Source organism: Burkholderia sp. E168m22, from assembly GCF_001319805.1.
Taxonomy (GTDB): Bacteria; Pseudomonadota; Gammaproteobacteria; order Burkholderiales; family Burkholderiaceae; genus Burkholderia; species Burkholderia orbicola.
Genome location: NZ_BBSK01000120.1, coordinates 1 through 12,292 on the forward strand (window position 1 = coordinate 1; position 12,292 = coordinate 12,292).

The following is a 12,292-nucleotide window of genomic DNA, read 5'->3' on the forward strand; positions in this document are numbered from 1 at the left end:
CCGCGCGCAGGCCGCAGCCGGCAAGCCGGGCGCGTCGGCCGTCGCCGTTTCCGGTGCGTCGGCCGCGTCTGGCGCCACCGTCGCCGCCGCCAGCGGCGCGAAGGCCGAAGGAAGCGCCGCCGCGAAGGCCGCGCCGCCGCTCGACCTGACGATTCGCCATGTCGCGATCGACGGGGGCACGATCAACGTCGACGACCGCGTGCCGGCGACGCCGACCGCGCTGTCGCTGACGAAGCTCGCCGCGACGCTCGACGGCTTCTCGCTGCAGGGCAAGACGCCCGCCAAGTACACGCTGTCGACGTCGCTGTCGCGCGGCGGCGACGTGAAGGCCGAAGGCGCGTTCAACCTCGCCGCGAAGCAGGCCGACACGAAGCTGACGGTCGCCGCGCTCGCGCTGCCGGCGCTGCAGCCGTATCTCGGCGAGGCGACGCGCGCGCGCGTGCTCGACGGAACGCTCGGCGCGACCGTCAACGCGAAGACCGACTGGGGCAAGACGCCGCTCGCCGCGGAAGTCGCCGACAGCACGGTCAGCCTCAAGTCGCTGAAGATCGCCGCGCCGGACAACAAGGCGCCCGCGATCGTGCTGCCCGACGCGAGCGCGAAGATCGCGAAGATCGACGTCGCCGCGCGCACCGCCGAGATCGCGAGCGTCGACACGAGCGGGCTCGCGCTCGACGTGAAGCGCCTGAAGGACGGCAAGATCGACCTCGCGGCGCTGGCCGAACCCGCGCAAGCCGCGGTGCCGCCGCGCACGGTCGCGCGCAAGGCCCAGGCCGCCGCGCCGTCGTGGCACTACCGGATCGAGGCGCTGAACGTGAAGGAGGCGTCCGCGAACTTCACCGACCTGTCGACGCCGCGCCCGGTGAAGCTGGCGATCAAGCCGCTGGAGCTGTCGGTGCAGAAGGTGAGCGACGACCTGACGAAGCCGCTGCCCGTGCAGCTGAAGGCGACGCTGAACCGCAAGGGCTCGCTGAACGTGTCGGGCGACGTGACCGCGCAGCCGCTGAAGCTCGGCCTGAAGATCAACGGCAACCGCCTCGATGCGGCCGCGTTCGAGCCATACTTCGGCAGCGCGCTGAACGCGACGATCGCGAGCGCGCTGCTCAACGCGCAGGGCAACCTGACGTTCGCGCAGGTGAAGGACACGCCGCGCGCGACCTATCGCGGCGACCTCGCGCTGGTCGACGTGCGGATGCTCGACAAGGCGACTTCCGACCCGTTCGCCGGCTGGCGCTCGCTCGCGCTGTCGAACCTGAAGGCGAACTACGACGAGAAGGGCACCGACGTCGACGCCGCGCGCGTGACGTTCTCGAACTTCTACGGCCGCGTGCTGCTCGACGCGCAGGGCCGGCTGAACCTGAAGGACGTGGTCGCGAAGGAGACGGGCCCCGCGCAGTCGCTCACGCGCGACGCGAGCAAGGGCGAGCCGGTGCCGCTGTCGCCGGGCGTGACGCCGCCGGCCGCCGCGCAGGCCGCCTCGGCCGCGGCCGCGCAGCAGGCGTCCGTGCCGGCCGCCGCGTCGGCGACGGTGGTCGTGAAGGCCGCGCCGCAGCCGCAGAACCCGGTGCGGATGCACTTCGGCGAACTGCTGCTGCAGAACGGCCGCGTCACGTACACGGACAACTTCATCAAGCCGAACTACACGGCGAACCTCGTCGCGATCAAGGGCACGGTCGGCGCGTTCGGCACGGATTCGACGACGTCCGCGCCGGTCGACGTCGCCGCGAACCTCGCGGGCAACGGGCCGATTTCGATCAAGGGCTCGGTGAACCCGCTGATCGAGAAGCCGGCGCTCGACCTCACGGCCACCGCGCACGACATCGAACTGACCAACCTGACGCCGTATTCGGCGAAGTACGCGGGCTATCCGATCACGAAGGGCAAGCTCAACGTCGACCTGCACTACCAGCTCGCGAACGACCAGTTGTCGGCGAACAACCACATCTTCATCGACCAGCTGACGTTCGGCGATCGCGTCGAGAACGACACCGCGACGAAGCTGCCGGTGAAGCTCGCGATCTCGCTCTTGAAGAACACGCGCGGCCAGATCGACGTGAATCTGCCGGTGTCGGGCTCGCTGTCGAATCCGGAGTTCAGCGTCGGCGGGCTGATCTGGCACGCGGTGCTGAACCTGATCGCGAAGGCCGTCACGTCGCCGTTCACGCTGCTCGCGAATGCGTTCGGCGGCAGCGGCGGCGAGGATCTCGGCTACGTCGAGTTCGCGCCGGGCTCGTACGCGTTGACCGACGCGCAGCAGAAGAAGCTCGACACCGTGGTGAAGATGCTAACCGAGAAGCCGTCGATCCGCCTCGACCTGATCGGCCGCGTCGATCCGGCGCAGGACACGCCGGGCCTGCGCGACGCGTACGTCGAGCGGCTGGTGCGCCAGCAGAAGCTGAAGGACGTGGTCGGCCAGGGCGAGAGCATCGATCCGATGTCGGTGAAGGTCGACAAGGCCGAATACTCGAAGTACCTGACGCGCGCTTACAAGGCCGCCGACTTCAAGAAGCCGCGCAACTTGGTGGGCCTGCAGAAGACGCTGCCCGATGCGGACATGAAGCAGGCGCTCGCCGATCACGCGCCGGCCGACGACAACGCGCTGCGTGCGCTCGCGCAGCAGCGCGCGCAGGCCGTGCGCCAGTATCTCGACGGCAAGATCGATTCGAGCCGCATGTTCGTCGTCGCGCCGAAGCTCGACGCGAAGGGCATCTCGGACAAGGGCGCGACGACCCGCGTCGACTTCGGGCTGCAGTAAGCGTTACCGCCGCCCGTCATCCCTCATCCGCCGCCGTGCCCGCACCCGTCGGGCGTGGCGGCTTTTTTTCAGCGTCCGGCGATCGCCGGTTCGCGCTTGTCCAGCTCCTTCCTCGCGGCCAGCGGCAGACGCGCGTCGTCCCACTGCGTCAGCCATTCGACTTCTTTCGCGGTAAACACCTGTCCGTAATTGCGCAACGCGTACTGCAGCGCGTCGACGACGTGATGGCGAATGATTTCGGGGGTACGTGCATCGTCCAGCACGAACCGGAGAGCTTCCAGGGTTGACATAGTCGTGCTCCGGGTCAGGGAAAACCCTTTATCACACGCCAATAGTCGCGGGCCAAGTCGAAAAAAATCCCGTCGCACGGGCCGGCGCACGCGAGGGCCGCGGATTGCGACCCCTTCATGTCATTTGCGATTGGTTACGTTTGACAGAGAACAGAAAGCCCCGCTTCATCCGACCGCCGCATGGCCCGGCGATATTTTGCGCGCCTGATGGCAGGTCACGCAGTTCAACATCAATCGATGAGGTGGGGTGATGATTTCCAGGTTCGTCAAGCAACGAAACATGGCGGTGATGGCGGCGGGCGCGCTGGCGCTCGCAAGCGCGGGCGTGCATGCGGCGCAACAGGACGGTAACGCTCAGGGCGAGAGCAACGGCCGGCCGAGCCGCGTCGTGAAGCACGTGCTGCTGCTGAGCATCGACGGCCTGCACGAGCAAGATCTGGCGCGCTGCATCGGCGCGAATACGTGCCCGAACCTCGCGGTACTCGCGAAGAGCGGCGTGACGTACGCGAATGCGTACACGCCGGGGCTGTCGGATTCGTTTCCCGGCCTCGCCGCACTGGTGACGGGCGGCTCGCCGAAGACGGCCGGCCTGTTCTACGACGTGTCGTACGACCGCAACCTGTACGCGCCGAGCGACACGACGTGCTCGGGCAAGCAGGGCTGGAACGTCGTGTTCGACGAGACGACCGGCATCGATGCGCAGAACGGCGGCGCGCTCGTGCACCTCGACGGCGGCGGCGCGTTCAATCCGCAGGCGATCCCGCATGCGAAGGTCAACGGCCAGTGCGTGCCGGTCTACCCGCACGACTACGTGAAGACCAACACGGTGTTCGAGGCCGTGAAGGCCGGCGTGCCGAATGCGCGCACCGCGTGGGCCGACAAGCACGCGTGGGGCTACGACTGGCTGAACGGCCCGTCGGGCACCGGCGTCGACGACCTGATGCGCACCGAGATCAATTCGATCGACCCGGCGACCAACACCGACTATACGGACGTCTACTCGCATACCGCGCGCTTCGACAACCTGCACGTGCAGGCGCTGATCCGCCAGATCGGCGGCCGCGATTCGACCGGCACGAAGACCGCGCCGGTGCCGACGCTGTTCGGTGCGAACTTCCAGACGCTGAGCGTCGCGCAGAAGGCGCCGGTCGCGAAGGGCGGCGGCTATCTCGACGCCGACTTCACGCCGAACGGGCAGGTCGCGAACGCGATCACGTATGTCGACGACGCGATCGGCCACGTCGTCGCGGCGCTGAAGCAGGCGAACCTGTATTCGTCGACGGCCGTGATCGTCACGTCGAAGCACGGCCAGTCGCCGAGCGATCACACGAAGCTGGTGAAGAACGGCGACACGCTGACGAAGCTGCTCGAAGCGAACAATTTCCTCGATCCGAACGGCAACTTCGGCCAGAACAACACGACGACGGGCAACCTGAACGACGGTTCGGGCCTGGTCGGCACGGGCTTCGTGCAGACCGACGACGTCGGCCTGATCTGGCTGCGCGACCGCAGCCAGCGCACGGCCGTCGTGCAGACGCTGAAGGCGAATCTCGGCTGCAACGCGCCGGGGATCTGCGCGGACGGCCCGCAGGCGTACGTGCTGTACGGCGCGGCGCTGGCCGACCGCTTCGGCGATCCGGCCAACGGCCGCACGCCGGACATCGTCGTCCAGCCGAATCCGGGCGTGATCTATACGTCGAGCACGAAGAAGGACGAGGAGCACGGCGGCAACGCGCCGGACGACAGCCACCTCGGCCTGCTCGTGTCGTATCCGGGCATTCATCGTGCGCGCACGGTGAACGATCTCGTCGGCACGAAGCAGGTCGCGCCGACGATCCTCGCGCTGCTCGGCGCCGATCCGCGCCTGCTGCAGGCGGTCGTGGCCGAGAACACGCCGGTGCTGCCGGGGCTCGGTATCGGGCGTTGACGTGGTATGCCGGATGCCGCCGTGAGGCGGTGTCCGGCCGGCAAGCGGCGCGCGCAGCCGTGCGGCGGTGCGCGCCACTCGTTTCCGGGGCGGCGCCGTGCCGCCTTACGCGCGCGCCGCTTCGTCCAGCATCCATTCCCTGAAGCGCCGCAACGCATCGCTCGTGTCGAGGCGCTCCGGCGCGTAGCACAGGTAGTGCCCCTGCGCGTCCACGTCGACCGGTGCGTCGAACGGCTCGACCAGCGTGCCCGCCGCGAGATTGTCGAGAATCAGGAAGCGCGGCACGAGGGCGATCCCGAGCCCGGCCTGCGCCGCCTGGATCAGCACCGAATACTGCTCGAAGCGCGGCCCGGCCAGCGCGTTCATCTGCGTCGCGCGATGACGTTCCGCCCACGCGGACCACGCGATCTCCGCCTGCTCGTGCACGAGGCGCGGCGCCGCCGCCGCGTCGGCGGGCACATGCAATGCATGCCGGTCGGCGAATTCGCGCGAGCAGACCGGCACGAAGGTCCGCCCACCCAGATAGTCGCTTCGCACGCCTTCCCATCCGCCGTCGCCGTAGCGGATCGCCGCGTCGAGCCCGAACGGAAACACGTCGCCGGGCGCGAGATGGCGGCGAAAGCTCAGCGTGACGCCCGGCGCGGCGGCGAGAAAGCGCGTGAGCCGCGGCAGCAGCCACTTGGTCGTGAACGTCGGCACGCTCGCGATCGTCAGCAGGTCGCTGTTCTCCCGTGCGCTCAGCAGTTCGATCGACGCGTTGCCGATTTCGCGCAGCGGCCCGACGACGCGCGCGTGATACACCTGGCCCGCCCGAGTGAGCGCGAGGCCGCGCCCCTCGCGCACGAACAGCTTCACGCCGAACAGCGCCTCGAGGTTCGCGATCTGCCGGCTGACCGCGCTCGGCGTCAGGCCCAGTTCCCGGGCCGCATAGGAGAAGTTCAAATACTTCGCGGACGTGGCGAAGGCATGCAGCTCCGCCACGTTCGGATACAGGTGCTTCATCGCGGGCTGTTCCGTCCTTGCACAGGTCGATGCGCGCTTTTTACGTTTTTTTCATGACGATGCCATGTCGAAACCGCACACTGCGCCGGCTTCGACAACGCATGCAGGCCCGTCCGGCGGGCGTTGCGCGAGGTTTTTCCGATCGTCAGCGAGTGTATTCATGCCTGCGTCAACCACCCCGGCTCCGGCCGACGGTATTCCGATTCGTCGTAACAAACCGGCCCGGCCGCGCGTCGGGCGCCTGCTGCTGCAGGCGCTGCTCGCGGTGTTCGGCCTCTACCTGCTGTTGCCGATCGCGTTGCTGCTGGTTGGTGCCGTGGGCGAATCGTGGACGAACACGTTGCTGCCCGCCGGCGTCACCGGGCACTGGTTCGCCGATCTGGCCGCGAACCGGAGCTTCACGCGCGCGTTCGGCGTGAGCTTCATCGTCGCGCTGGCGTGCTGCGCGCTCAACGCGGTGATCGGCCTGCCGCTCGCGTATGCGCTGCATCATCGTGCGCAGGCCGGCGGCGGATTCGCGACGCGCGTCGTGATGCTGATGCCGGTCGCCGTGCCGGCGTTGACGCTCGGCTTCGGCTACATCGCGATCTTCAGCGGCGACACGTTGCCGTGGCTCGGCACGCTGCCGCTGATGATCGCGGCGCACGCGGTGCTGACGCTGCCGTATCTGCTGCAGACGCTGCTCGGCGACCTGCGGCATCTCGGCCTCGCGCGGCTCGAAGCTTGCGCGGCGACGCTCGGTGCGACGCCGCTGCGCCAGTTCGTCACGATCGTGCTGCCGAACCTGCGGCACAGCCTGTTTTCCGGCCTCGTGATGGTGGCCGCGCTGTCGATCGGCGAATTCCAGATCTCGAACCTGATCGCCGGCTTTCGCTACCGGAACTATCCGATCGTGCTGCTGCAGGCGTTCTACGGCGCGACGGGGATGGCGTGCGCCGCCACCGTCGTGCTGCTCGTGCTCGCCGTGCTGGCGACGCTCGTGTCCGTCGGCACCGTGCAACGTCTGAAGTGAGTCATCCATGAGTCTCGAATTCGAACACGTCAGTTTCCAGTATCCGGGCGCCCGTCATGGCGTCGACGACGTCACGCTGTCCGCCGCGCAGGGCGAACTGCTCGCGGTGATGGGGCGCAGCGGGTCCGGCAAATCCACGTTGCTGCGGCTCGCGGCCGGGCTGCTCGACGGCTGGCGCGGCCGCATTGCGATCGGCGGCGATGACGTGGCCGGCGTGCCCGTGTGGCGGCGCGAGGTGGGGATGGTGTTCCAGCACTACGCGCTGTTCCCGAACCTGTCGGTCGTCGACAACGTCGCGTACGGGCTGCGGATGCGCGGCGTCGCGGCCGACGTCCGGCGCCGGCGCGCGCTCGACATGCTCGAGCGGGTCGGGTTGTCGGCGCACGCGACGCGCGGCATCGCGATGCTGTCCGGCGGACAGCAGCAACGCGTCGCGCTCGCGCGGGCGCTCGTGATCGAGCCGAAGCTGCTGCTGCTCGACGAGCCGCTGGCGGCGCTCGATGCCGGTATCCGTCATCAGTTGCGCGACGAGATCCGTGGGCTGCAGCGCGCTTGCGGCGCGACGACGCTGTTCGTCACGCACGACCAGGACGAGGCGCTGAGCATGGCCGACCGCGTCGCGATCGTCGACGGCGGCCGCGTGCTGCAGGCCGGCACGCCGCGCGACCTGTACGAGCGCCCGGCGACCGCCCAGGTCGCGCGCTTCGTCGGGCACTCGACGCTGCTGCGCGGGCGTGTGCTCGCGCACGGCGAAATCGACGTGCGCTTCGCGACGCTGCGCGCGGACACGGGCACGCATCGGCCGGGTGCGGAGGTCGCGGTGCTGGTGCGGCCCGAGCATGTGCAGGCCGATCCGCCGGAACACAGCGCCAACCGCATCGACGGCCGTCGCGGCGAGGTGCGTTACTTCGGCGCGACGCAGCGCTACGACTTCATTCCGGACGGCTCGGCCGACGTGCTGCTGTGCGAGGGGCGCGAGCCCGCCTCGCGCAGCATCGCGATCGACCCTTGCCATCTGCTCGTGCTGCCGGCATCGCCGGACGCGCACTGATTCCTTTCGTTCAACGGAGATTCACGATGTTTGCAGGCTCCCCTCTTGTGAAGGCCATGCGCGCCCGCGTGCTCGCGCTGTGCGCGCTCGCGGCGCTTTCCTGCGCGGCGGCGCAGGCCGCGCCGCTGTATCCGGGCGAAGACGCGCTGTACGCGAAGGCGGCCGACGAAGGGCTCGTCGTGTCGTTCGATACCGGCCCCGAGTGGGCGAACTGGAAGGCGCTGTTCGCCGAATTCCGCAAGCGCTACCCGAAGGTCGAGATCACCTACAACGACATCGGCTCGGCCGCGACCGTCGTCGCGCTCGACAAGTCGCGCCGCCGCCCGCAGGCCGATACCGCGTACTACTTCGCGGCGTCGGCGCTCGACGCCGCGGGCAAGGACGTCGTCGCGCCGTTCCGGCCCATCAACTTCGACAAGCTGCCGGGCGTGTTCCGCGCGGCCGACGCCCGCTGGTTCGCCGTGCATTCGCTGAACATCGCGTTCCTCGTCAACCGGAAGCTCGTCAAGAACGTGCCGCAGCGCTGGTCCGACCTGCTGAAGCCCGAGTACCGCAACGCGGTGGTCTACCTCGATCCGCGCTCGACCGGGCAGGGCCAGGTCGCGGTGTTCGCGGCGGCCTATGCGAACGGCGGCAGCGTCGAGAACCCGAAGCCGGGCGCCGACTTCTTCGGCAAGCTGAAGCAGGCCGGCAACGTGCTGCGCGTCGAGGGCACGACGCCGTACGCGAAGTTCGTGAAGGGCGAGATCCCGATCCTGATCGGCTACGAGAACGACGGCCTCAAGGCGAAGTACGCGGACGGCATGGGCGAGGCGGCCGACGTCGTGATTCCGCAGGACGGCAGCGTGTCGGCGCCCTATGCGATGAGTCTCGTGAAGAACGGCCCGAATCCGTCCGCCGCGCAGCTCTGGCTCAACCTCGTGATGAGCGACGTCGGGCAGGCGCTGTTCGCGCAAGGCTACGTGCGCCCGGCGGTGCCCGGCACGCCGGTCGCGGCGGACGTCGCGGCGAAGCTGCCGAACGCGCCGCAGGTGCGCCCGCTCGATGTCGCGAAGGCGGCGGCACGCAAGGCCGAGGTCGACCAGCTGTGGTCGCAGGCCACGCTCGGCCAGTAAGGAGCACGGGATGCAGGCGTCCTTACCCGAGCGCGGCGTGCTGCGCCGCTTCGGCGCGCTGCCCGCGGTGGCCTTGCTCGCGGTGTGCTTCGTGCTGCCGCTGGCCGCGCTGGTCGATGTGGCATGCGCGGGCGGCGGCCGCGCGTTCGCGGCGGTGTGGCGCGATCCGCTCGTCGCGGATGCGATCGCGCGCTCGCTGGCGCTGGCGGTGGGCGCCGGCACGCTGTCGGTCGCCGTCGGCGTGCCGGTCGCATTCGCGCTCGCCGGACAGTCGCCGGCCCGTCGCCACTGGTCGCTCGCGCTGCTCGGCGTGCCGCTGGCGTTTTCCGGGCTGGTGATCGCGTACGGGTTCATCCTCGCATTCGGCCGCGCGGGCTTCGTGACCACGCTGCTGGCCGCGCTGGGCGCCGATCCGACCGTGGTCGGCGGCGCGATCTATACGATGCCGGGGCTCGCGGTCGCCTATGCGTACTACCTGATCCCGCGCGTCGCGCTGATGATCTATCCCACGCTCGCGAATCTCGACCGGCGGCCGCTCGAAGCGGCGCTGACGCTCGGCGCGCGACCGTGGCGCGCATGGCTCGACGTCGCGTGGCGCGAACTGTGGCCGTCGGTCGCATCCGCATGGTGCCTCGTGACCGCGATCGCGCTCGGCACGTACGGCACGGCGCTCGCGCTGGCCGGTACGCAGATCAACATCCTGCCGCTGCTGATGTATTTGAAGCTGTCGGACGGGCAAACCGATTTCTCGCAGGCGGCCGTGCTGTCGATCGTGCTGACGGCCATCTGTACCTGCGTTTTGGCACTAGGGGAAGGTCTTGTTCGCCAACGACGTCATTGAATGCGCGTGGTCCGAACCGGCACGCGACGCGCTCGCACGACTCGCGCAACGGCAACGCGGCACGCACCGGCACCGGATGCCGGTCGGCGTGATCGGCCCGCGCGATGCGACGGATGAACAGATGCGGGTCGCGGAGCGGATCGCGCATGCGGTGGCGGCCACGGGTATCGCGCTCGTCGGCGGCGGCAAGCAGGGCGTGATGGAGGCCGCCGCGCGCGGTGCGCACGCGGCCGGCGGCTGCGCGATCGGGCTGTTGCCCGAAGACGATGCGACGCTGGCGAATCCGTACCTGAGCGTCGCGCTGCCGACCGGGCTCGGCATCACGCGCAATGCGCTGGTCGCGCGTGCGTCGGTGTGCCTGATCGCGGTGGGCGGCGGGCTCGGCACGCTGTCCGAAATCGCGCTCGGGTTGCAGTGGGGCAAGCCGGTGTTCACGATCTGCGGTGCGCCGCAGGTCGCGGGCGTCGAGTGCTTCGACGAAGCGGACGGGCTCGTCCTGCGGGTCGCGCAATGGCTGGCCGATTTCGCGTAGCGCGCGGGCGTCGGCACAGGGCTTTGCCCGGCGAGCATCGTGCGCGGGCTTGAAACGGGGCGCGCAACCCGCCATATTGGCCGGGTGTCACCCGTTCAACGACGTACCGAGAGGATCGTTCATGCGCCTACTGCTTGCCCTGCTGCTCCCGTGGTTCCAGTTCTTCACGATCGGTCGCCCGATCGCCGGGATCATTTGCCTGCTCCTGCAACTCACGATCATCGGCTGGCTGCCGGCCGCGATCTGGTCGGTGTACGCGCTGAGTCAGTACAAGACCGATCGGAAGATCGACGCGGCGTTGCGCGGGCGGGGCTGAGGCGCAATGAGCGCATCAGAACTCTTTCGGGGTAGTTCGGCCGAGTAGTTTGCATTTCGGTAGAAATTTATATATTTTATTCATATCGAGGGGGCATGATATGTATAGATTTTTGCCGAAATGACGAATTCCTGCACCATTCAGCTTCACGCCGCCGGTCACTGGCACGACATCGGCAGCGTCATCTTGTTCGGCGAGCCTGACGAAGGATGGCGCGCTCGCGCCTACTCGGGCTACGGCGTTGAATGGATCGTCCGTCATCAGGCTGCGCGCGATGCGCATGCGATGTCGTGCACCTTTCCCGTCGAACTCGAGCCGCTGGTGACATCCCATTGGCCGGTTTTCCTGATCGATTTGTTGCCCCAGGGTTTCGGTCGCCAGGAACTGTTGCGCCGCCTCGATTTGCCGGAAACGGCGGAGGAGCGAGCCGACTGGCCCTTACTGCTGGCGGGAGCCGGTAATTCGATCGGCAATCTGCGAATCAAGGAAGCCGCCCAGTGGCTCGCCGAGCGACAAGGGCCGCAGCACGGTTTCACGGACGACGAAGTGGCCATGCGCGGAGACGCATTCAGCGAGTATCTCGCCGAACACGGATTCTTCGTTGCAGGCTCTTCCGGCGTGCAGGGTGAATGGCCGAAGCTATTGCTGACCCGCGCCGACGATGGGCTGCTCTATCTCGATCACACGCTGCCCGACGAGCGTGCGGTTGCACACTACATCGTCAAGTTCGGACGCGGCAGCAACGAGCGTCTTGCACAGATTCTGCGCCACGAAGCACCCTACATGGCGTTGGCCCGGCGTCTCGGTCTGCGCGTGCATGCACCGCTGACGCTGCGTGATCGGGCGCTGTTCATTCCGCGGTTCGATCGCGCGCGAGTGGGTGACGGCGTTGTCCGGTTCGCCCAGGAAAGCATTGCTTCGTTGACGGGCAAAGCCGGCTTCGGCGTCGTGCCGAGTCACGACGAGGTATGCGCGCATCTCGTACGGCAATGTACCGATCCCCAGGCCGAGGTTGCGGAGTACTTGTGTCGCGACGTCGCCAATCTTGCGTTGGGCAATAAGGACAATCATGCGCGAAACACCGCGTTGCAACGCGATTTCCAAGGGCGCATTGCGTTGACGCCGCTTTTCGACTTTGCGCCGATGTATCTGCATCCCGATGGCATTGCCCGACGCATTCGCTGGGAGGGAAATGACGGTGGCCGGCCGGACTGGGCGAGAGTGCTCGACACGGTGGTCCGGTCGAGCGAATCCTGGGCGGGGAGCGAGCGCCCCGAGCTTGATCGCGATGCACTGCAGACGCGGCTGCGGGCAATGGCACCGCGCCTACAGGAGATCGCCGATCAAGGAACGGATCTTGGGTTGGAGCCCGATGTGCATGCCTTTCTTAAACCGGGCCTGGAGCGGTTTGCGCGCGAACTGGATGCGCTGCGCTAAGCGGGGATGGCACC

At 68.2% G+C, this 12,292-nt stretch carries 11 protein-coding genes; 9 read left to right on the plus strand and 2 right to left on the minus strand.

The annotated features are described in order from the left end of the window. The coding region (locus AP428_RS28115) for a DUF748 domain-containing protein (RefSeq protein WP_054928428.1) at positions 1-2,755 on the plus strand (2,755 nt) is incomplete at its 5' end. Between the two features lie 68 nt (positions 2,756-2,823). Here AP428_RS28115 and AP428_RS28120 read toward each other — a convergent pair. Next, positions 2,824-3,045, minus strand: coding sequence for a hypothetical protein (locus AP428_RS28120; RefSeq protein WP_011548933.1), 222 nt, complete (start codon positions 3,043-3,045; stop codon positions 2,824-2,826). A 250-nt stretch (positions 3,046-3,295) separates the two neighbouring features. Here AP428_RS28120 and AP428_RS28125 point away from each other — a divergent pair, with 250 nt between their 5' ends. Beyond that, positions 3,296-4,972: an alkaline phosphatase family protein gene (locus AP428_RS28125; RefSeq protein WP_011694882.1), complete on the plus strand. Its 1,677-nt coding sequence runs from the start codon at positions 3,296-3,298 to the stop codon at positions 4,970-4,972. Positions 4,973-5,077: 105 nt separating this feature from the next. On the opposite strand, the gene AP428_RS28130 is transcribed toward AP428_RS28125, so the two are convergent. Next, entirely contained in the window at positions 5,078-5,974 is an 897-nt protein-coding gene (locus AP428_RS28130; RefSeq protein WP_011548935.1) for a LysR substrate-binding domain-containing protein, read from the minus strand. 160 nt (positions 5,975-6,134) lie between these two features. Here AP428_RS28130 and AP428_RS28135 point away from each other — a divergent pair, with 160 nt between their 5' ends. From AP428_RS28135 to AP428_RS28165, 7 genes are all read left to right on the plus strand, one after another. Beyond that, positions 6,135-6,986: an ABC transporter permease gene (locus AP428_RS28135; RefSeq protein ID WP_041489454.1), complete on the plus strand. Its 852-nt coding sequence runs from the start codon at positions 6,135-6,137 to the stop codon at positions 6,984-6,986. A gap of 7 nt (positions 6,987-6,993) precedes the next feature. Next, positions 6,994-8,037, plus strand: a complete 1,044-nt coding sequence (locus tag AP428_RS28140; protein WP_011548937.1) for an ABC transporter ATP-binding protein — start codon at positions 6,994-6,996, stop codon at positions 8,035-8,037. 26 nt (positions 8,038-8,063) lie between these two features. After that, the gene (locus AP428_RS28145; protein ID WP_011548938.1) at positions 8,064-9,152 is read left to right on the plus strand and encodes an extracellular solute-binding protein; all 1,089 of its coding nucleotides are present in this window, start codon (positions 8,064-8,066) and stop codon (positions 9,150-9,152) included. Positions 9,153-9,162: 10 nt separating this feature from the next. Next, positions 9,163-9,993 carry an ABC transporter permease gene (locus tag AP428_RS28150; RefSeq protein ID WP_011694880.1) on the plus strand — a complete coding sequence of 277 codons (831 nt, stop codon included), beginning with the start codon at positions 9,163-9,165 and terminating at the stop codon, positions 9,991-9,993. A 76-nt stretch (positions 9,994-10,069) separates the two neighbouring features. Beyond that, on the plus strand, positions 10,070-10,525 hold the full coding sequence (locus AP428_RS28155; protein WP_085962325.1) for a TIGR00725 family protein: 456 nt from the start codon (positions 10,070-10,072) through the stop codon (positions 10,523-10,525). Positions 10,526-10,646: 121 nt separating this feature from the next. Further along, positions 10,647-10,841 (plus strand): YqaE/Pmp3 family membrane protein, encoded by a 195-nt coding sequence (locus tag AP428_RS28160; protein WP_006480346.1) that lies wholly within the window; start codon positions 10,647-10,649, stop codon positions 10,839-10,841. 120 nt (positions 10,842-10,961) lie between these two features. Further along, entirely contained in the window at positions 10,962-12,278 is a 1,317-nt protein-coding gene (locus tag AP428_RS28165) for a type II toxin-antitoxin system HipA family toxin (protein ID WP_011548941.1), read from the plus strand. The last annotated feature ends 14 nt before the right edge of the window (positions 12,279-12,292 follow it).